General features: G+C 40.1%; 21 protein-coding genes and 2 tRNA genes. 6 read left to right on the top strand and 17 right to left on the bottom strand.

The features are described from left to right. A complete protein-coding gene (locus NY014_RS06230) occupies nucleotides 1-618 on the top strand; it encodes a hypothetical protein (RefSeq protein WP_259413699.1) in 618 nt (205 codons plus the stop codon). 93 nt (nucleotides 619-711) lie between these two features. Continuing rightward, on the top strand, nucleotides 712-2,118 hold the full coding sequence (locus tag NY014_RS06225; RefSeq protein ID WP_259413698.1) for a TlpA family protein disulfide reductase: 1,407 nt from the start codon (nucleotides 712-714) through the stop codon (nucleotides 2,116-2,118). A 1-nt stretch (nucleotide 2,119) separates the two neighbouring features. On the opposite strand, the gene NY014_RS06220 is transcribed toward NY014_RS06225, so the two are convergent. The 13 genes from NY014_RS06220 to NY014_RS06160 all read right to left on the bottom strand — a co-directional run bounded on the left by NY014_RS06220 (nucleotide 2,120) and on the right by NY014_RS06160 (nucleotide 14,059). Beyond that, the gene (locus NY014_RS06220) at nucleotides 2,120-3,658 is read right to left on the bottom strand and encodes a sulfatase (RefSeq protein WP_259413697.1); all 1,539 of its coding nucleotides are present in this window, start codon (nucleotides 3,656-3,658) and stop codon (nucleotides 2,120-2,122) included. A gap of 77 nt (nucleotides 3,659-3,735) precedes the next feature. Continuing rightward, nucleotides 3,736-4,428 (bottom strand): HAD family hydrolase, encoded by a 693-nt coding sequence (locus NY014_RS06215; RefSeq protein ID WP_259413696.1) that lies wholly within the window; start codon nucleotides 4,426-4,428, stop codon nucleotides 3,736-3,738. Next, nucleotides 4,428-5,342, bottom strand: a complete 915-nt coding sequence (locus NY014_RS06210; protein ID WP_259413695.1) for an alpha/beta hydrolase — start codon at nucleotides 5,340-5,342, stop codon at nucleotides 4,428-4,430. Before NY014_RS06210 ends, NY014_RS06215 begins: the two co-directional genes overlap by 1 nt. 7 nt (nucleotides 5,343-5,349) lie before the next feature. Next, nucleotides 5,350-5,697: an L-rhamnose mutarotase gene (locus NY014_RS06205; protein WP_259413694.1), complete on the bottom strand. Its 348-nt coding sequence runs from the start codon at nucleotides 5,695-5,697 to the stop codon at nucleotides 5,350-5,352. A gap of 12 nt (nucleotides 5,698-5,709) precedes the next feature. Continuing rightward, nucleotides 5,710-7,014: an L-fucose:H+ symporter permease gene (gene fucP / locus NY014_RS06200; protein ID WP_259413693.1), complete on the bottom strand. Its 1,305-nt coding sequence runs from the start codon at nucleotides 7,012-7,014 to the stop codon at nucleotides 5,710-5,712. Next, nucleotides 7,011-7,778 (bottom strand): L-fucose dehydrogenase, encoded by a 768-nt coding sequence (locus NY014_RS06195; protein ID WP_259413692.1) that lies wholly within the window; start codon nucleotides 7,776-7,778, stop codon nucleotides 7,011-7,013. The genes fucP and NY014_RS06195 overlap by 4 nt, the downstream gene beginning before the upstream one ends. Next, nucleotides 7,775-8,608 carry an amidohydrolase family protein gene (locus NY014_RS06190; protein WP_259413691.1) on the bottom strand — a complete coding sequence of 278 codons (834 nt, stop codon included), beginning with the start codon at nucleotides 8,606-8,608 and terminating at the stop codon, nucleotides 7,775-7,777. Before NY014_RS06190 ends, NY014_RS06195 begins: the two co-directional genes overlap by 4 nt. Next, a complete protein-coding gene (locus tag NY014_RS06185) occupies nucleotides 8,605-9,468 on the bottom strand; it encodes a fumarylacetoacetate hydrolase family protein (RefSeq protein WP_259413690.1) in 864 nt (287 codons plus the stop codon). Before NY014_RS06185 ends, NY014_RS06190 begins: the two co-directional genes overlap by 4 nt. A gap of 37 nt (nucleotides 9,469-9,505) precedes the next feature. Further along, on the bottom strand, nucleotides 9,506-10,264 hold the full coding sequence (locus NY014_RS06180) for an SDR family NAD(P)-dependent oxidoreductase (protein ID WP_259413689.1): 759 nt from the start codon (nucleotides 10,262-10,264) through the stop codon (nucleotides 9,506-9,508). Between the two features lie 17 nt (nucleotides 10,265-10,281). Further along, a complete protein-coding gene (locus tag NY014_RS06175; RefSeq protein ID WP_259413687.1) occupies nucleotides 10,282-11,355 on the bottom strand; it encodes a Gfo/Idh/MocA family protein in 1,074 nt (357 codons plus the stop codon). 3 nt (nucleotides 11,356-11,358) lie between these two features. After that, nucleotides 11,359-11,934 carry a peptidylprolyl isomerase gene (locus NY014_RS06170; protein WP_259413685.1) on the bottom strand — a complete coding sequence of 192 codons (576 nt, stop codon included), beginning with the start codon at nucleotides 11,932-11,934 and terminating at the stop codon, nucleotides 11,359-11,361. Between the two features lie 131 nt (nucleotides 11,935-12,065). Further along, nucleotides 12,066-13,202, bottom strand: a complete 1,137-nt coding sequence (locus tag NY014_RS06165) for a 1-acyl-sn-glycerol-3-phosphate acyltransferase (RefSeq protein ID WP_259413683.1) — start codon at nucleotides 13,200-13,202, stop codon at nucleotides 12,066-12,068. Between the two features lie 92 nt (nucleotides 13,203-13,294). After that, a complete protein-coding gene (locus NY014_RS06160) occupies nucleotides 13,295-14,059 on the bottom strand; it encodes an alpha/beta hydrolase (protein ID WP_354003166.1) in 765 nt (254 codons plus the stop codon). A 237-nt stretch (nucleotides 14,060-14,296) separates the two neighbouring features. Here NY014_RS06160 and NY014_RS06155 point away from each other — a divergent pair, with 237 nt between their 5' ends. Beyond that, nucleotides 14,297-15,385: an AI-2E family transporter gene (locus NY014_RS06155; protein WP_259413681.1), complete on the top strand. Its 1,089-nt coding sequence runs from the start codon at nucleotides 14,297-14,299 to the stop codon at nucleotides 15,383-15,385. Between the two features lie 113 nt (nucleotides 15,386-15,498). Here NY014_RS06155 and NY014_RS06150 read toward each other — a convergent pair. After that, nucleotides 15,499-15,573 (bottom strand) — tRNA-Pro (locus NY014_RS06150). Between the two features lie 78 nt (nucleotides 15,574-15,651). Further along, nucleotides 15,652-15,740, bottom strand: a tRNA-Ser gene (locus NY014_RS06145). 251 nt (nucleotides 15,741-15,991) lie between these two features. Between NY014_RS06145 and NY014_RS06140 the strand changes: the two genes are divergently transcribed. Both NY014_RS06140 and NY014_RS06135 read left to right on the top strand, forming a co-directional pair. Continuing rightward, nucleotides 15,992-16,243, top strand: a complete 252-nt coding sequence (locus NY014_RS06140) for a hypothetical protein (protein WP_259413680.1) — start codon at nucleotides 15,992-15,994, stop codon at nucleotides 16,241-16,243. 209 nt (nucleotides 16,244-16,452) lie between these two features. Continuing rightward, on the top strand, nucleotides 16,453-17,721 hold the full coding sequence (locus tag NY014_RS06135; RefSeq protein ID WP_259413679.1) for a hypothetical protein: 1,269 nt from the start codon (nucleotides 16,453-16,455) through the stop codon (nucleotides 17,719-17,721). Here the strand turns inward: NY014_RS06135 and NY014_RS06130 are convergent. Continuing rightward, nucleotides 17,718-19,196 carry a hypothetical protein gene (locus tag NY014_RS06130; protein ID WP_259413678.1) on the bottom strand — a complete coding sequence of 493 codons (1,479 nt, stop codon included), beginning with the start codon at nucleotides 19,194-19,196 and terminating at the stop codon, nucleotides 17,718-17,720. The genes NY014_RS06135 and NY014_RS06130 overlap by 4 nt on opposite strands. 227 nt (nucleotides 19,197-19,423) lie before the next feature. On the opposite strand from NY014_RS06130, the gene NY014_RS06125 reads away from it, so the two are divergent. Next, nucleotides 19,424-19,828, top strand: coding sequence for a LytR/AlgR family response regulator transcription factor (locus NY014_RS06125; RefSeq protein WP_259413677.1), 405 nt, complete (start codon nucleotides 19,424-19,426; stop codon nucleotides 19,826-19,828). 1 nt (nucleotide 19,829) lies between these two features. On the opposite strand, the gene NY014_RS06120 is transcribed toward NY014_RS06125, so the two are convergent. After that, entirely contained in the window at nucleotides 19,830-21,032 is a 1,203-nt protein-coding gene (locus NY014_RS06120; RefSeq protein WP_435520608.1) for an S-adenosylmethionine:tRNA ribosyltransferase-isomerase, read from the bottom strand. Nucleotides 21,033-21,057: the final 25 nt, after the last annotated feature.

Here is a 21,057-nt window from a genome sequence, read left to right as displayed (position 1 = left end):
ATGTCATCCTTCCTGAAAGTATGTTTTTTTCTAGTTTTCCTTCTTGGACCAGTTTACTCTTCAGCACAAACTGGATATCGTGATGAACTAGGTAGGGAAATTAGTAGGGATTTTTTTGAGCAGCAGATTCTCGAAGGACCTTATTTTGGAATTCCTGATGGAAAAGGTGGTAAGATGCTGGTTCATCGGATGCCTGTTGGATTGGTAGATAATCCGCGAATTTTTTATGAAAAAACGGGGCAATTGAAGGCTTTTCAAGAGGGTAAAATGCTCCTTGTGATTTACTATCCGGGAAAAGATGAATGCAATTCCTCTGGTCTAGGAAATAATGCAACTTCCTTCCAAAAAGAACATAAAACCCTTCTCAAATGGGCTGAAAAATATGGAGCTACCGAACCGATTTATATTTATTTGGAGCCTAGTGGATTGGAAAAATATGAAGGGTTGATTTCTTGGCGAGAGGATCCAGATGATGTTTTCCGAAATCAATTTTTTAAATATCCTTATCCATGCGGAAGTTTTGTGGTTATTCATCCTTCCGGTTCTTTTCGTGGGATTTTAGGAGGATATCCACTTTCTCAGGTCAATGTGGCTTTGAAGAAGCTGGCAAAAAACTGATAAGTAAATTCTTCAGTTGACCTTTTTTCGAATTGGGCAGCATTAGCGTGACTTGACTAATCTGTTTATCTTGTACCAACAGCCTCGAACACTATGAAAAAATTACTTATATCCATTTTCACTCTTTTTGTTGGATTTTCATTGTATGCCCAACAAGGACATCGAATCGAAGTAGAAATCACAGAGTATGATCACCCAAACTTGTACCTTGCCTACTATTACGGGGACAAGCAATACGTGAAGGATACAGTTCAGCGAGACTCAAACGGCAGGTTTGTTTTTACTGGAGAAGAGACACTTGAGCCTGGGATTTACATGGTTGTCATGGAGCCTGATAATAGCTTTTTTCAATTGATAGTTGACGAAGATGAACAGAGCTTTTCTGTCTCTACATCCAAAGACAACTATATGCAGGATATTTCATTTCAATTTGCACCAGATAATGAGCTCTTCTATGAATACCTTCATTTCCTAGAAGAAAAAAGGCCTCAGTCAACGAAACTTCAGGAAGAACTTTCAAACAGTGCTGACCAAGCTTCCCAACAAAATATCCAGTCTCAACTCGATCAAATCAACATTGAAGTCCGGGAATATCAGGACAAGTTGATTCAGGAACATCCAGAAAGTTTTACTGCAGCGATTATCAAAGCTAATTTGCCGATGGACTATCCTGACTTTGAAGGAAGTCCTGAGGAGATTCAAATGAGTCAATATCGCTTTACCAAAGACCATTATTTTGATAATCTGGATATTTCCGACCCTCGAATGCTGAGGACTCCTTTTCTCTTCTCCCGAATTGATAATTACATTCAGCGACTAACTTATCAAAATCCAGATTCTCTCATTCAATCTATAGATTGGATATTGAAAGAGGCAAAACCATCCGAAGAGACTTTCAAATTCTATTTGATTCATTTTTTAAACACCTATGCCCGATCCAAGATTATCGGAATGGATGCGGTGTATGTCCATCTTGCATTGAATTATTATGCTAAAGGGCAGGCTGATTGGACGGATCCTGAGCAATTGGAGAAGATCGTAAGTAATGCCAAAACGCTTGAGCCTTTATTGATAGGGAAAGTCGCCCCTGACCTTAAACTTCAAAGGCAAGATGGATCATCAGTTACCTTACATGAGCTAAACTCTCCCTACACCGTGCTTTATTTTTGGAGGTATGATTGTGGAGCTTGTCAGACTTCAACTCCAATTTTGAGGAGTTTTTTTGAAAAATATAAAGATCAGGGGGTTGAGATTATGGCTGTCTGTATGAAGACAGGCGATGAGGTAGGAGGATGTTGGGATTATGTAAAAGAAACAGAAATTGCTGACTGGGTTCATGCTGTAGATCCAAATGGAAATGCTCAAGTTCATGCTGTTTATGATGTCAAAAGCACCCCGACTATTTACATTTTGGATCAGGATAAAAGAATCGTCCTAAAACGATTAGGAGCGGACCAATTAGATGAGGTGATGGGACAGATTTTGGCTGGAAAACGATAAATCAGTTTATTTCAATTTCATCCGGCCATGGAGCTGGTTTGCCTGTTTCAATAAAGCTAGGACGCTGAGCATTTACACTTCGAAGGTAATCCCCGAGTTCAGTGGCAAGTTGTCCAACTATTTCAGGGTTTTGACTGGCTAAATTATTCTCCTCTTGAATATCCTCTGCAAGGTTGTATAGTTCCAGTTTTTGGTTTTTATACCAATAGATAAGCTTCCAGTCTCCTTTTCTTATAGTGCTTGTTGTTCCAATCCCAGGGCCAGTTCCGCCCCATTTGTTGGGAAAATGCCAAACGAGGCTTCTATCCTCGGTATTAGAAATATGCTCTTGCTTTAAGCTTGGTAAAAATGATTTTCCATCTACTTTTTGGATGGTTTCATAGTCCTGAATACCCGCCATTTCTAAAATACTCGGAAAGAAATCTTCGATGATTAAAGGTGAACTTGACTTCGATCCAGCTTGAACCGTTCCCGGCCAACTTACCATCATTGGAACTCGAATCCCACCTTCATATGCAGAGCCCTTTCCGCTTTTCAGCGGCCAATTATGAGTATGGGGTTCACCACCTCTAGCATGAGCACTTAGCCCTCCATTGTCAGACATGAATAGGATGATCGTGTTATCCGCTATTCCATTTTCCTCCAAATAATCCATCAATTGACCCAAACTATTGTCCATTCCTTCTATCATGGAAGCATAGCGGGCTTCGCGCTCATCCAAACCTAAATCTTTGTATTTCTGGTAGTAAGGATGGTGAGGCTCCAAAGGTACATGAACTGTATAATGAGCCATGTAGAGGTAAAAAGGCTTGTTTTTTGTCCGAGCCTGATCCATAGCTTCGATGGCCTCAAGCGTTAGAGCGTCTGTCAAGTTGATAGGCTTACCATAATATTTTTCCAAGCCGGGTACGTTCCAGGTCTTATCATCGGTTGAGCTAGCGTAGTTGTTTTCTCCTTGATAGGAGGCAGGCGCTCCTGCTTCATGACCAGCGATATTCACGTCAAAACCTAGATTTAATGGGTTTGCTCCCGGAGTTCCCCCAGATCCCCAATGTGCCTTGCCGGAATGAATAGTGAAATACCCCTCTTCTTTTAGGATATGTGGTAGCGTATTGGTATAAATCGAGTTTTCGATTGTATCTACAGGTTGAAGTCCATTGACATTCCAACTTGGCATTTGAAGTACTGAATCCCTGCTGTCTGTGGAAGTATTGTATCGAAGTGTCCAATTTGTAACACGATGCCGAGCGGCATTCATTCCGGTCATCAGACTGGTTCGGCTAGGAGAGCAAACTGCATAAGCGTAAGCTTGAGTAAATATCATTCCCTGAGCAGCCAGTTTTTCCATATTTGGCGTTTTGTACAGGTTATTGAATTGCGTCTTTTCCGACCAAAAAGGCACTGAAGTGTCCTGCCAGCCCATATCGTCAACAAGGAAAAAAATAATATTTGGTGCTTGCTTTTCTTTTGATTGACAAGCACTCAGAATATTTAAAATGAGAATGAGAACGAAGAATGTGGGGGCGCTTTTCTTATACATAAACTTTTTTTTATAGCCGAGAATCAAGTGATAATTGGATTGCAGCCTATCGTATTTCATGTAAAAGGCTCAAAATTTTACATTTCTCGGATCAATGCGGCTGCAAGTTGGATGTTTTCAACCGAAGCAAATCTTTCGTGCTTGACCTCATGATGGACTTGTTCATGAATCCAAGTGATGTGAAAAGGAATATGAATAGCATGACCTCCCAATTCCAAGACAGGAAGGATATCCGACTTCAGGCTATTCCCTAGCATGACGAAATGCTCTGGGGCCACATCTAAATGACGGATAAGTTTTGCAAAATCTTCCGTGCGTTTTTCACTCATGATTTCGATATGGTGGAAGTATTTTTCCAAACCTGATTTTTTCAGTTTCCGCTCTTGATCGACCAAATCTCCTTTAGTAGCTAGAACCATCCGAAAATCTCCATTAAGATTTTGGAGTACTTCTTCTACACCGGGTAGTAAATCCACTGGTTTTTCGAGCATTTCCTGACCGATTTGAATGACCTTTTCTACCAGGGCGATGGGTACTTGGTTATTAGAAATCCTCATAGCTGTCTCTATCATGGAGAGCATAAAACCTTTAATTCCATAGCCATACAGTTTCAAATTGCTGATTTCCGTATGATACAATTCTTTGAGAATGGCATGGGCGGGCATAAAATCTTCAAGAAGTGAGCAGAATTTTTCTTCTGCCTCTCGGAAGAAAGGTTCATTCACCCAAAGGGTATCATCGGCATCGAAGGCGATTACTTTAATGGACATTATTCTAGGTTTTTTATCCAATCCAGAAGTGTGTCTCTCCAGCTTTCAACAGCTACACGACCCATTCCAAAGGCAAATCCATGACCTCCAGTAGGATAGATGTGAAGGGAAGCTTTCACCTGGTTAGCATGTAGAGCTTGATAATAAAGCGTGCTGTTTTCCAATGGAACTGCTTGGTCATCCTGTGCATGCACAAGAAATGTAGGAGGGGTATTTTCGTTCACATTGAGTTCATTGGAAAAACGCTTCACCAATTCAGGATCAGGACTTTCCCCGAGTAGGTTTTTCTTGGATCCGCCATGGGTAAATCGATCATTGAAAGTTATGACCGGATAAACCAAGATGGAAAAATCAGGTCTTGCGGATAGTTGATCAATGGAATCCTGGTCTCGATCAATTGAATGATCGTATTGGGTGCTGAGGGTGGACGCTAGATGTCCTCCGGCAGAAAATCCCATAATCCCCACTCTATCAGGGTTAATATTCCATTCAGAAGCATGCTGTCTCACTAAACGGATTGCCCGCTGAGAATCAAGCAAAGGAACCTCCTTTGGATCTGTTAAGGATTTGGAAATAGGAAGTCTGTATTTGACTACAATACCTGCTATTCCTTGAGAATTAAGCCATTTCGCAAAATCAGTTCCTTCCCAATCATAGGCCAGGATTCCATATCCTCCTCCAGGGAAAATCACTATTGCTTCTCCGGTGGCAATTTGTTTGGTGGGTAAATAAACTTCAATTGTGGGCTTTTGCACGTTGGAAATTCGGAGAATACCTTCCTGAACAGCTTCTTCCTTGAGATCCATTTCTTTTTGTAGGGGAGGAGTTCCTTCCCATAGCGGGATGATATGATTTTGTGCAAAAGCCATTTTTGTTAAAAACAGAATTACTAGAAGTGCTCCAATTCGTTTCATGTGAAGGTTATTTTTTTTCTACTGCTTTAAATTCAAAAATCCTCTCCATCAAAGCCCATCGCCAATTTGGTGGAGTACCAGGTAGATTGGTTTGATATTGGCCTACAAATGCTTCCCATTCCTGAACTTTTGGATTTGCATTATCAAGCCTAGCTTTCTTCTCGAAGGTAAAGCCATCATCCGTTTTCATGACCATAGTTAGTCGATTTTGCCAGCGATAGATACTCATTTCAAGAATACCAGCGACCTGTATACTTTCTAAAATTTCCGGTGAAACAGCCTGGTGACAAGCGACATAAGCTTCGATAGCTTCTGGTTCATCTTTCAAATCACAAATCAGTACGAAAGTCTGCATGGCTTTTTGGGTTTAAATTTTTCTGACCCTAATCGCAAATAGAGCAACCATCAGAAAACAAATGAGTGGTAAAATGAATGAAAAGCGAACTTCGGATACCCCTAGAATCTCGATATCGGTATATCCGCTTCCTCCCCAATCCAGAATTAATCCTTGCAAGGTTGGCATAATGGCACCTCCTACGATAGCCATAACAAGAAATGCTGCTGCAAATTTGGAGTCTTCTCCCAGACCTTCAAGTGCAATTCCATAGATCGTAGGGAACATCAAGGACATGGCAAAGCTGATTCCTACCAAGCTATAAAGACCAATCATTCCGGGTAAGAAAATAGCTCCTAAAGTGAACCCCATTGCAAGAATAGAGAAAATGGTCAGCAGCTTTGGACCGGAGATAAAGCGTAGCAGAAATGTACATACCCACCTTCCGAGCAAGAAGACAATCAGCGCCGCATAGCCATAGTTCACTGCTGAGGCATTATCAATTCCCATAGCCTCAGCGTATTGGTAAATGTATGTCCAGGCCATAATTTGAGCTCCTACATAAAACATCTGGGCAAGGGTTCCTTCCACAAAATTGGGATTGGAAAACAACCTGCCCATCGTAGGCCAAAAGTCGATTTTCCCGGAATTATCCTTGTTTTCAGGCATTTTGATCAAGGCAATCAAAACCAAGATTCCCAAAACCACGAGCCCCAGCATCACATAAGGATCTCGAATTACCATTAGGTCATTCGTTCGGATAGCAGCCTTTGCAGATTCCCCTAAGTTCTCATAAATGATCAAACCATTTTCATCGGTTGCATTTGATTGGAGAGAGTTGAGGATGAATTGTTTTGCAACAAAAAGACCGGCCAAAGCGCCCATTGGATTAAATGCTTGGGCTAAGTTGAGTCGTTGAGTCGCAGTTTCCTCTGGTCCCATGGAAAGTATGTAGGGATTGGCTGTCGTCTCCAAAAATGCCAATCCAAATGTGAGAATGTAGAGGGAGGCGAGGAAAAAACCATAGCTTTCCCAAGAGGCGGCGGGATAAAATAGTAAGGCTCCAAAGGCATAAAGTCCCAACCCAAGTAGAACCCCAGTTTTATAGGAGTATTTTTTGATAAAGAAAGCAGCAGGGAGAGCCATGGTAAAATAGCCTCCATAGAAAGCCAATTGAACCCAAGAAGCCTGTACATTATTCAGTTCCAAAACCCGCTTAAATGCAGCTACCATGGGATTGGTAATATCATTGGCAAAACCCCAAAGTGCAAAAAGGGAAGTAATCAGGATAAATGGAATAAGTAGCTGTTTTGGGACAAGTGGGGCTTTGGATTTCATAGGGCTCGGTCAAGATGGGTATAGCCACCGTCTACGAATAGATGTTGACCAGTGATGTGAGATGCTTTTTCAGAAAGCAGAAAGACAACCATGGAAGCGATCTCTTCGGGTAGCGTCATTCGTTTTTCTAAGGGAATTCGATCAGTGATTTCCTTTAATTTGGCTTCAGGATCCGGAAAGGTTCCCAGCCAATTTTTATACAAAGGGGTCATCACCTCGGCTGGTACTACTGCATTTACTCGGATGTGATAGGGGAGTAATTCTGCTGCCCATTCTCTGGTAAGTGCCAATTGAGCACCTTTAGCAGCAACGTAGCCGGATGTGCCTCCTTGTCCTGTGATAGCCGTTTTGGAAGAGATATTTACAATACTCCCTTTTGTAGTTTTCAAATAAGGAAGAGCAAAATGAGCTAGGTTGTAATAATGGAGAAGGTTTTTGGATAGTGAATTCAAAAAATCTTTGGGGGTTCCGTTTTCAAGTCCTATACTATCATTTGCTCCGGCATTATTCACCAAGCCATGGATTTTACCGAATTTTTCAATGCTCTGTTGAACGACATTTTTTGCCTGCTCTTCCTCAGTTAATCGTAGAGGAATATGAAGGGCTTTCCCATTAGCCAATTCCACTAATTGCTCTCCTTCAGATGAAGGGTCAATGATTACCGGAATAGCTCCTTCTTCAATCAAGGTTATGCTGATCGCAGCACCAATCCCTTTGGCTCCCCCGGAAATCAAAATGACTTTATTTTGAAGATTTAGATTCATGCTTGAGGGATTTTATAGAATTTCATGGCAGTTAAACCCATTATTTGGTCTTTTTCATGTGGAGACAGGGTAGAAGTAAAGTCTTCGATAAGTCTCCAAACAGTTTCATATTCTCCTGCTACCAAACAGACTGGCCAATCACTTCCAAACATCAATCGATCAGGGCCAAATAATTCAAGCGCAATTTCGATGTAAGGTAGGATTTGCTCGCTATTCCAATTTTTCCAATCTGCTTCTGTGATTAATCCGGAGATTTTGGCGTACATGAAATCCCGTTCGGCAATAGGTTTCATGGCTTTTTTCCATTCTTTCCATTCTCCGTCTTTAATATAAGGCTTCGCTAGATGATCTATTACAAATGAATGTCCCTCGCATTTTTTCACCAATTCAAGAACGGCAGATAAATGATGGGGATAGACTAGAATATCGTAGGTATATCCTTTAGCGTGAAGGAGCTGTAGGCCTTTAATAAACTCCTCTCGAAGCATGTATTTTGGGTCTTTGGCCTGCAGAATTTCCCGAAAACCTTTGAGTTTGGTGAAATGGCTGTATTGGTCTATAGTTTTACTTAAATCCGAAGATCCAATATCCACCCATCCAACTACAGCTTGAATCCAATCATTTTCCTCGGCTAAATCCAACAAAAAGTCTGTTTCTTTTAAGCTTTCCTCTGCCTGAACAGCTACGCAACCATCAATTCCAACATGATCAATTATTGGTTTTAGATCAGTAGGCAAAAAATCCCGACGGATGGATTTCATGCTTTCATCAATCCATTCATGTCTTTTTGGATGATATTTCCAAAAGTGCTGATGAGCGTCTATTCTCATGCCTCAGGGTCATTCATGGCTACCTGTCTGGAGCTTCCCAAACCTTCAATACCCAGCTCGACTACATCTCCATGTTCCAAGTAGCGAGGCTCTGGTTTCAACCCCATTCCTACACCGGAAGGAGTCCCAGTGGAAATCACATCTCCCGGCAGTAAAGTCATGTACTGACTGAGATGGGATATTATTGTTGGGAGGTCGAAAATGAGATCTGATGTATTGCTGTCTTGAAGGATTTTTCCATTTAGTTTCAACCAAAGACGAAGATTATGAGGATCTGGGATTTCATCTGTAGTAACCAAAAAAGGCCCAAGAGGCGCGAAATTATCCGCGCTTTTTCCTTTTACCCATTGACCTCCATGCCGAAGTTGAAAGTCACGCTCGCTGACATCATTGTGAACCGTATACCCAGCTACATAATCCATAGCATCTTCAACAGATACATATTTGGCACGCTTTCCAATAATCACAGCCAATTCTACTTCCCAGTCAGTTTGTTTTGAGTTTTTAGGGATGAAAATGGGGTCATAAGGACCACTCAGGGAAGAAGTAGCTTTCATGAAAATGATGGGAACTTCTGGGACTTGCATTCCTGCTTCCTCAGCATGTTTTCGATAATTGAGTCCAATGCAGATTATTTTAGACGGCCTTGCAATCGGAGATCCTATCCGGGCATTTTTTGGAACTTCCGGCAGGGAATCCTGATGGTCAACTAACCAATGCCTCAAGCGATAGAGACCTTCATTGGCGAAAAAATTTTCGTTCCAATCTTCCCCAAAACTTGAACAGTCTAAGTTCTTTCCATCTGGCGTTTGAATTCCTGGTTTTTCTTGTCCTTTTGGGCCAAATCGAAATAATTTCATAATAGGTTATGGTAAGGTTAATTGGGATGAATTGAATTTACATTTTTAAGTGGAGGAATCCACCGTCAATGTTATAGTTGGCGCCAGTAATAAATCCACTGGCATCCGAACTGATGAAATAAGCCAGTTCGGCAATTTCTTCGGGAGAAGCCATTCGACCTATGGGTTGTGTGGTTGCTAGCTTTTCAAACATCTCCTGTTCTTGACCCGGATAGTTTTTTGAAAGAAAATCATCCACAAATGGTGTATGAACTCGCCCAGGGCTGAGACAATTGCATCGGATCCCTTTGTCTACATAATCACGTGCGATGCTGAAAGTCATGGAAAGCGCAGCGCCTTTTGTCATGCTGTAAGCAAACCGGTCGGGTAATCCCATGGTAGCAGCTACTGAGCACATGTTAAGAATAGAACCTCCGCCATCCTGAATCAATTTGGGAAGAACTGCTTTGGTACAAATGAACATGCCTTTTACATTGACCTGGAAAAGGCGGTCAAAATCTTCCTCGGTGGTATTTTCAACTTTTCCAATATGGGATATCCCCGCATTATTGATGAGGACATGGAATTTTCCGGGATGACGAAGGATATGGTGATTGACAGAATCGAAATCAGTCACATCGGCTTGCCAAAAATTAACCGAATGCCCTTTTTCTTGCTCATCATGCCTGACTTTTTCACCTGCAGGAACATTGGAGTCGATGAAATAAACTTGGCTTCCTTCCCTGGCAAATTTCTGTACCATAGCTAGCCCAATTCCGCTTGCTCCTCCCGTGATAAGGATGGATTTGTTCTTCATTGTGTTGAAATAAAAGTTTATAAATGGACTAGTTTACCGGTTTTCACAGATTCATCACAGGCAAATGCGATTTTCAGGCTATTCAAAGCATCTTCCAAATGATCGGTCAAATCCAAATCTTCCTCAATTGCTCTTAGAAAATAGGCTTGCTCTCGATCACAGAGTTCTTGGTGACCTGGTTCATCTTTCATATTAATCCACTCGTCCTTTTTAGTGAAATGGTTTTTCTCATCAATATCCGCATGGTGAACTCTGATAGATTCCGTCTTTGTATGGGAGTCCACGTCATCAGATTTGCCACTGCTACCTGCATCTTTTGCGACAATGGAAACTGACCCCTTTGGTCCAAAAACATCTTTGATAAAGAAGGCTGTTTCTGAAATCATGGGACCCCATCCAGCTTCATACCACCCAACTGATCCATCTTCAAAGCGGATCTGAAGTTGTCCATAGTTGTAGTTGTCTTGTGCAATATCGTCTGTCATTCGGGCACCAATGGCTGAAACCGTCATTGGCTTAGATCGGGTCATTTGACACATTACATCAATATAATGTACTCCACAGTCCACAATAGGACTTAGGCTTTTCATTAGGTTCCGATGTACATCCCACATGAAGCCATGACTTTGCTGATTTAGATTCATTCGCATCACCAGCGGTTTTCCCATTTTTTGGGCTTCTTCAATGAAGCGAATCCACGAAGGATGATGCCTTAGGATATAGCCCACTACTACCTTTTTGCCAGTCTCTTTGGCTTTGTCAATAATTCGCTGACTTCCTTCTATGGTATCTGCCAGTGGTTTTTCGATAAAAATATGACATCCATGATCCAAGGCCTTCAAAGCAAACTCTTCATGGGTATCCGGATATGTAGAAATACAAACTGCATCTGGCTTAGTCTCATTCAAAGCAGTATCCATATCTTCAAAAAGTGCATAATTGACACCTAATTTATTATTGAGCCTAGTTTTACTTTCTCCTCTGGAAACAAGACCACAAATTTCAAATTCAGGCATATGATGGTAGGCTGTTGCATGAGATGCTCCCATATTTCCACAACCGATTACTAAGATTCGAATGGGTTTATTCATAATTTAATTTTCTTGGGTTGTTAGCTTTTTTATTTCATTTGGAGAGAGGTATAAAATATTGATATCCAGTGTAATTGGTGTTAAGGGTTCATCTTGATCATCTCTTTCAACATGTACAATTTGATCTAAGATATCCATTCCCTTAATGACTTTTCCGAATACGGTGTAGTTTCCATCCAAACGATGCAAGCCATCTTTATTTTGAACGATGTAAAATTGACATCGGGCCGAAACTTTACCCTCATTATCATCTCTTCCAGCACCGACAGCACCATATACATGGGTTAATTCTTGATGAAATTCAGGTTCTAATAAATATTCTGGATCATTGAATCCTTCCGGAGTATCTGGACATCCTCCCTGAGCCACAAAATCTGGAATTACTCTGTTGAATGTTAAGGAATCCCAATATCCTGCTTCTGCAAGTTGGATGAAGCTATCCCGATGATTGGGGGTTCGATTATCTAATTGGATTAAGATTTCTCCCAAAGGAGTCAAAATTTGACCCATAGGAATTTTTTCTTCTGGTGTAATTGTGAGTAGCAGGCTAACAAACAACCAGATGAGGTTATGGTGCATGGCTTAAGGTTATCGGGTTAAAAAAGAATTGAAACCCAGGTGATGATTTCAATTCTTTTTTAAGTTACATGATATCACTAAAAGTGTCCAGAATTTGATGGAATTATTCCTTTATTAGGAAAATAATGTCCTCAGGAAATAGTGACTACTTTTCGCTTATTGTCCACCGGATTGGCATACATGGATAGGTATTTCTCAACTTCCTCAGGATTTTTGGAATTGATTTTTGCTTCAATTCGCTTTTCAAAATCAGCCTTTTCCTTTTCGGTGTAATGGGATTTGAATTCCTCCTTGGAATGCAATAAATCATGAGCAATAAAATTGCTAGGCCAAAGTCTATAACCTTCCCAGATTTTTTCATCCATCTTTTCTGCCAATTGGCTCAATTTTTCCGATAAGGGAATATCTAGTCCAGCAATTTCATCAACCTCCTCATTTAAAAATCCATTAATTGAAATATGGATTCGCTTCTTGGTTCCTATAATTCCTCGAAGCAAATTCAAAAAGTCCTCATTCTCACTTTTGATATACTTTTCGTCCCTGGCTTTTGCGATCAACTCAGGGATTTTTAGCGTATCCGTAGGGTCATATTCATAGGAAATAGAAACTGGTACAAGCTGTACTTTTTGGAAGTAAGAAAATGGTTCGGCATCCTTTTCTGCTAAAGTCAGCATTCGAAGTACTCCTTTTTGGGTAAGGTCATTGCCGTCTTTTGTACGTCCTTCCCGCTGAGCAATCCAAACAGAACGATTTTCATGGCTTAAAGAATTGAAAATAAATTCCGAGGCCAGTTGAGAGCTTTCTAAAAGTTCACGACCCTTTAATCCTCTCCTAATGGCAAAGTTTCGGTTTAGCCGAGAAAGCGTCAAAAGGAATGGTTTTTTGATAAGATTATCTCCTATAGCAGAGGTAGTCATTACCAGTCCATTTTCATAAAGACAAGCATTAAGGAGAGAGGTATCAAGAATTATATCCCGATGGTTTGAAATAAACAAATAGGCTGTATTTGGCTCCAATTGTTCAAAACCCGAGGTGCTCAAGCCGTCAGAAGTTCTTTCCAAAACCTTCATGAGTCCGGGATAGATGAAATTAATCTGGAAGTCGCGAAGGGAATGGGTATGACGCATAAGCTCCTTCCATAATCCAGTTTTGTCTTCTGGAAAGGTGAATTCCATCATAGCCACTAGCATGGGGTCATCTAAGATCTCCAAGATGGCCTTATTTGCTTCAGCATCAAAAAAAGGTCTGATTGAATCAAATTTTGACATAGTCTGGGGTAATAAGCTATCGCAAAAAGCAAATTTAAAGGAAGAATTCCGATTGCTTTCTAATCGAATTAAAGTACAAAGAATGGAATTACTTAATTTCTTTGGAGATATCTGTCAAAGAAAAGCAAGTGTACTGGAAGTGCTTCTGTCCAATATTTCCAAGTGTGAGCCCCCGGTCTTTCTATGTATTCATGCGGGACTTTTCTTTCCAAAAGCATTTGGCGCAACTGACGATTAGTTTTGATTAAAAAATCATCCACTCCACAATCAATGATGATTGCATGGCCATTTTCCTGAATTTGATCTACCAATCCTACGATGGTGTATGGATTGAAATCAGGAGCCTCGTAGTTTAGATCTTCTCCAAGCATTTCTTTTTGGCCTGTTCTACGTAGGTTTCTGAAATCATCTGGAACCTCCCAAAGTCTTGTGTCGATATTCATAACACCTGACATGGTACCAACAGCAACAAATAAATCAGGATGTTTGGCAGCTAGCATCATGGCTCCATGGCCACCCATGGATAAGCCCGTTATCGCTCTTGATTCCTTTTTGGCAAGAGTTCGGTAGTTTTTATCTACAAAAGGAATCAATTCTTTGATCATGTAACTCTCATATTTCACAGAGTCCATCAGTGGACTGTCATAATAATAGCTGGATGGCCCGACTCCAGGAGTTACAATTATCACTTGATATTCATTGGCTAATCTGGGTACTAAGCCTGGCTCGGTTACTTTTTGATGCCAATCACTAAAGGCCCCACTTCCTCCGTGAAGAAGGTAAAGTACTGGGTATTGATTTTGCCCTGAATAATAGCTGCCAGGTACTGTTACTGCAGCTTTGAGAGTTTTATTCATGAATTGGCTCTGGACGTTAATCGTGTCCACTTGGGCGAATAAGGCTATTGGCAGAAAAAAGAGGAGGGTAAATAGTTTTTTCATAATGCTGTTAGGTGTTGTCTGGTTTGAGGATTCTACAAAAGAATCATTTTGGGAATTTATAAATAATCGAGCAATCCACAGGAGGGAATTTGATAGTTGGGGGAATACTTCCTTTGAAGAATTACTATATTCCCTTGTGAATGATTAAAGACCATGGAAAAACTCAAAAAGACGGCATTTTTTCTAATTATTATTGTCTTTGGTGCAATCGTCCTTCGGGAAGGATCCTTTATCCTAGTGCCTATGGTTTGGGGAGTGTTTTTTGCATTTGCCCTTTCTCCGCTATCAGATTGGATGGAGCGAAAAAAGATGCCAAGGAGCTTGGCCATTCTTTTTAGCATTTTGATTGTCACCCTTGTTGCTTTGGGGATTGTTTATGTTTTGCTCAATCAAATGATTGGCTTGATCAAGGATATACCTGAGATTGGGGAGAATTTTGTACAAAAAGTTGGTAAATACATGGAGCAGATCAACTCCATGCTAGGGACTCAGGTCGTTTTTCCAGAGCATCAAGGTGAGCTTTGGTCTATTTTGAAAGTTGAAAATCTGAATAGTACCTTATTTGAGACCGGAAAGTCATTAACACTAGCCGGAATTATTCCGCTTTACATTTTTCTTTTGATGTATTACCGTGATTTCTTTGTTGCTTTTTTGATCCGATACTCTGAGAAAAGCAAAGAGAGAATACTTACATGGGCAAAGGATTCCGGTCGCGTGATTCAATCCTATTTGACCGGTATGATCCTGGTTACCATTATTGTGGCTATTCTATCAGGGATTTTCTTTTTCCTTATTGGAGTAAAGTATTTCCTTTTGTTTGCAGCTTTTATTGCCATCATGAACTTGATTCCTTATGTCGGAGTGGTGGTATCTTCCTTAATCGTCATTTTGTATGTCTTTTTGACCACTGATTCCTTTATTTTCCCTCTTTTGACATTAGGAGTTTTGTGGAGTATTCAATTGTTGGAGAATAATATTATTACTCCTTGGATCGTAGGCTCCCAGGTTCGAGTCAATGCCTTGGCAGTAATTTTAGCGATTTTGTTGGGAGGCTGGTTATGGGGGATTTCCGGAATGGTATTATTTATTCCTCTGGTGGGGGTTTTGAAGATAAGCTTGGAGCGAAGTGAAGGCTTGGAAGCTTTTGGTTTTTTGCTGAGCGACTCTGTTCCCAAGAAGCCTCTGAAAGGCTCAAAAAGCTGGTTTTTTTGGATGGGTAAAAAAAATCCCCATTCCGATTGATCGAAATGAGGATTTTGTTCGGACTAAAAGGGTCGAACCGCGATACCTGAAGGCTCTTCAGCCTGAAGATAATTCACTATCAAACTTTTCCTCGTCCGCAATAAAATATTAAGTCGGGGTGGCAAGATTCGAACTTGCGACCTCCACATCCCAAATGTGGCGCGATAACCGGGCTACGCTACACCCCGAATATTTTAAAGCTTTTTGTAGAAAATCTCCATTTGAGATTTTGATTACTTCATTCCCAGCTCCGCCAAGAAATTAAGCAGAGAGTGGGGGATTCGAACCCCCGGTACGGTTTGACCCGTACGACAGTTTAGCAAACTGCTGGTTTAAGCCACTCACCCAACTCTCTGTAGGTTGTATCCCTAGCTGCCCATAGGGAAATCATTTGGTCTCTTCCCAAATGAGTCGCAAATATAATTTAATTGACAAGATTAAAACAAGTTAATTGAGGTGCTTCTGACATCCTTTTTATAAATATTTTACAACCCTCTCATTTTCACATTGATTTTCTGACAATTTTCTTCAAAAGTCAAAAATTACCCAGTTTATGGGATTTTTGGTTTCCAACCTTTTTCTAATTTGCCTTCAAATTTTTCCAAGATGCTTATTCACACCAGAACAGCTAAGTTTTTAATCTCTAATATTTCTGAGAAAAAGGATCTTCTTTTGGTTCAGTCCGATAGTAAAGAAGAAATGGAGCGCTTATTTGGATCCGGAGAAACCAAAATAGAACAAGGACATCAGTGGCCTTTTGAAGTGAAAATATGTAAACAGGAGTTTGCGCATTGTCTGATTTTATTGGTAAAAGAGATTGATTACAAGGAATTCGGACAGCTTTCTGATTTCGTTTAAAAATTTTTTAATTTTTTTTCATTCGTCTTGCTTGGGATGAAAAACATTTTTCGAATCAGTAGTTACTTTTTCTTTTATTGGAACAAATAAAATGCTGATAATCAGTATTTTTCAGAATTTTGTTTGAAGAAAAATCAATTTTTTTTATAAAAATATTTTTTAACATTTGGACTGAGTTAGCTCAAATTATCACCCATCCCATTCCTGTTTTGGTAAGCTTCACTGATAAAGAGAAAAGAATTCCAGTCTTTCTGGAAGAATCGGAGCACTTCCTTTGTGTCCTTATGGATGTGGAAGGAAATGTCCGTGAAGCAAACCAATTATTTTTCCGGCAAGCAAAGAAGAAAGCCTCTTTTTCAATTTTTGATTTGATCATGTCTGATAGTCAAAATGAAATGGAGGAACTTCTGGAAAGCTTACTCTTAAATCCAAAATCGAAAAGACATTTTTTAATGAAATGGGAGTCTGAAAGTCTTTCAGATTCGATTTGGTGGGAGTTTTCTATGGTTGTCAATCAGGAAAATGATCCTATTGGCTTTATTGGAATAGGTTTGCCCCTTCATTATTTGGAGGAGAATCTCCCGATGGAGCATCTTTTGGACCTTTTGGATTATGGAGTGATAAAAGTAGATTCCAAGTGGAAGATTTTAGAAGTGGATGATTTTTCAAGAAATCTTCTTCAAATACCTATCTCCAAAAAACAAGACTTAAACTTAGAATCATTCATTTGCTTTTTGCCAGAAGAACGTGAAAAGCTAAGCCAATGGAATGGCGAGGAGAAGTTTTTGCAATTGGAAGCGACAACCTCTTTTCATGCAAGTTTAAAATTGACCTTGTTTAAACAAGGTGAAAACACACTGATTTTGCTAGGTTCTGATCCTATTGCAAAGGCCCGAAAATCTTCAAATGAATATTTTCCTCAGGATGCCTTAGAATTGATCCCTGGGCCAGTTTGGTTGATTGATGAAAAGCTGATTTTATTGCAGTCCAATGCCAAGGCAATTCGAGTTGCAGAGGATTGGGCTTACCGTCAGCCTTCTTTGGGGCTTGAACTTAATCTTGGACAAAGACTCAGCTTCTATGAGAAAATCCTCAATAAAATTGAGGTTTTAAAAGAGGGAGAGGAGAGTTGCTTTGAGTGGAAAATTACTTCTTCAAGTTCATGGGAATTATGGCAATTCCGAATCAAAAAAATAGATTCTTCCAAAGTTTATTTGATTCAGGGAGTTGATTTGAGCCATATTCAGAAGCGGGTAGAAAATATTCAGCTAGAAAATGAGCAATTGAAAGAATTGGTGGTTCAGCCATCCTATATTCTCCGATCTCCACTTTCATCTATGTTGGGATTGTTGGATTTGATTGATTCCAGAAAGTTAGACTCTGAAAACAGAAAGTATTTTTCCTACTTACGTCCTTTGGCAGAGGAACTTGATCAAGTGATTCGGACGAATGCCAAACAGGTAGCTTCTTTTGATTAAAAAATCCCCTCAAGTCCTAAGATGCTTAATTGAGGTTTCAACTCCACCACATTTGTAATTCCTACTCGTTCGGAACTGATCCATACATTTCCTTCAGGATTAAGAATTACTCCTTCGGTTAAACCCATTGGAAATTCACCTATTTGAATCCGTCGAAAGTTTTCACCCAACAATTCTCCTTCCATTCCTTCCCAAAGGGAAATAAAGCCCTGGAGAGGCAGCTTGTATCCCAAAAGAATAACTTTTCCGCTTGTTGGATCAATACAGGCTCCAGTGACTAATTTGTTTACTGGAATAGTCTCAATTAGTTCAGTGGTATAGTTGCCCGGCTCACTAGGTAAAGTATAATGATCGCTATCCTCACTTTTCCTATTCTTTGTGAAAAGGTGAAGTTTCCCTTTCCAAAATAAAAAGGCTTCACAATCAAATCGATGATTTTCTCTGGGGCTGAAATCAATTTGATTGGGATAACGAAAGCTGATTTTTTCTGCTTGGACAGTTTCTTGATTTAATACCTCTTGCCAAGGAATCCGATAAATCGCCAAATCTTGACGAGTTCCCTGATTGTTTCCGAAATCACCAATAAACAAATGTGTCTCGCTTTGAGCCAAACTTTCCCAATCTCTATTGTTGGCATTTTCAACAAGAACACTTCGAAGAACTTCTCCTGTTTCAGGATCCAATTCATAAATGCGGTTAGGGTTATCACCATCATTGATAGCAAATAACCTCCCGCCAAACTGAGCCAATCCTGAGGTCTCGTTCTGTGATTCATCCAATTCAGCTAGTGGAGTAGAAGGCATTGTTAATGGAAAACCATCTCCATTCAATCGAATGCCTCCATCATAAATATATTCTGATTCGGGCCAATAAAGTCTGATTGAACTTGAATTGGAGGCATTTTGAAAGAGCGTGAGAAAGTCAAAGCTTCCAGGGTTTTCGACTCTTATTTTGAGCAATTGATCTGAGCTAGTGTAGAGTCTGAAAAACTCTTGAACAGGATAAAAAGTCTTTTCAGAAGGGCTTACAATCTGAGGAGCGGAAATAGAAAAATTGGGATTTATTTGAATGATTTCACTGAGGCCAATACCCGATAAATTCAGGTCAGATTTTTCAGTTTTTAATTCAAATTCACCTTGAATCCGAACAGGTAGAAATTCAGAAAATTCTGGGGTTTCAGCAGATTCAAATGCATAGCTGTACTTTCCAAAAGGAAGGGTGATTTTTTCTTGATGAGGGAATCGATTTGGAAGGAATACCAAAGATTGGGTTTCCTTTGTCTCCATGTTTTTAAAAATCAGATTCCACTCCGGCTCAAATTGGTGATCCGTACTTTCTGAGTAATTACTCAATTGAATAGCTTGGATTTGCACTTCTGAGCTACCGGGCGGGATGACAGGATCTGGAGCGGGCGGTTCATCCCCACAGGACCATAGGAAAGGAATAATCAAAAAAAGAATGATCCGGTATTTCATGATTGATTTTGGTTCACAGGTTATTTCAAATTCACTGTCAAGCGTAAAAATTCATTTTCAAATTAAACACCAAAGATTCAAATAATTGAAAAGATGAAAATTCCAGCAAAAGTCAAACAAACTTCATTGGTCTAAAAATACGAAATAGGAGAGAATAGAGGGAATTAAGAAACAATTATAAACAATGCTATAAGATTAGCAGTTGCCATCTAGTAAATGGGCACAGAATGAGAGAGTTAATAGAAGGTGTTAAAAAAAATGGGAATGGAAATGGTCAGGCAGCTCTTGAAAATACTTCCAGGTTACTGATCAAAGATGCCATTTTTGTAAGACAGGAAGGGGCTTTGGTGAAAGTGAAATTCCAAGATATTCTTTGGTTACAAGCTGATGGCAATTACACGACTTTAATTACCAAAGGATTTGGAGTTTCTGTGCGAAACATTCTCAAAGACTTTGAAGACGTACTTCCCAAAGATCAATTCATGCGCATTCATAAAAGTTATATTGTCCGACTCGAGGAGATTACTTCTATCTCTACCCGAGAGGTAAAGGTTGAAGAACACTCCATTCCTGTTGGTAGAACTTATTATCAGCGCCTGATTGAAGGTATTCAGAAACTAGGGGGAGAATAATTTATAACCACAACAAGCTACTGTCTCCATAACTCAAGAATCGGTAATCATTATCCAAAGCCTCTTGATATACCTTCTTCCAATCATCTCCAATCATTGATCCGATCAGTAACATCAGCGTGGTGCCTGGCTGATGAAAGTTAGTGATCAATCCTTCGATCATTTTGAACTCGTAACCCGGGAAAATAAAAATCTCGGTTTCTCCCATAATTTCTTCTTTACCATCCTTTTTCATCTGGTTTAAAATGGCTTGCAGTGCCTCTTTTTTAGAAGGGATTTTACTTCTGTCTCGATATGGGAAGAGTTTTTCGATTAAAAAGTCATTGCCTAAATCTTCCAAAAGCTTCACTCCATACCAATAAAGACTTTCAAGAGTTCTAACTGAGGTAGTCCCTACAGCGACAGTAGGATTTTCATTTTCAAGTAATTGCTTTATAGTTTTTGCGGAAATATGGATTTGTTCGCTATGCATGGGATGAAGCGTGACATCATCCACCTTGATGGGTTGGAAAGTGCCTGCACTGACGTGAAGGGTGACTTGAGCCTCTTGGATTCCCTTGTTTCTAAGCTCTTCGAATACTTTTTCTGTGAAATGGAGTCCAGCAGTAGGAGCAGCAACGGCTCCTTCTTTCTCGGAGTAAACCGTTTGATAGCGATCCTTGTCGGATTCTTCGGCTTGTCGGTTAAGATAGGGAGGTAGTGGGATTTCACCACTCGTTTCAACGATGTCCACAAAAGGTATTTCTGTAGAATTCCAGCTGAATTCGACCAATTTCTTTTCTCGGTCTACCAACCTGGCTTCCAAAACGATTTCTTTTCCTTGAACAGTTAATCTTCCTCTGAGGATTTCATCGGATTTCCACTTTTTGGCATTACCGATCATTACTTCCCAAGTGACGGGATGGGTAGCCAACATGATTTCAGGAATCACTGTCGTTGGAGCTGCAGGATGCAAAAGAAAAATCTCAATTCTTGCACCTGTTTCACGTTGAAAAATCAGCCTCGCAGGAATTACTTTAGTGTCATTGTAAACCAAAAGTGTTCCCTCTTCCAAGAATTGGGGTAAATCATAAAAACGAAAATGTGTGATTTCCCCTTTTCGATAATGCAGTAATTTGGAGTGATCCCTTTTTTCTAAAGGGTATTTCGCAATTCGATCCTCTGGGAGCGTATATTCGTAGTCTTTTAAGTTTACTTTCTGCACAGGCTTTAGCAATTTCGCTGCAAAT

The sequence above is a fragment of the Algoriphagus limi genome, from assembly GCF_024919275.1.
GTDB lineage: Bacteria > Bacteroidota > Bacteroidia > Cytophagales > Cyclobacteriaceae > Algoriphagus > Algoriphagus limi.
Note: the sequence above shows the minus strand (reverse complement) of the source record. Positions and strands in the feature narration are given on the sequence as shown.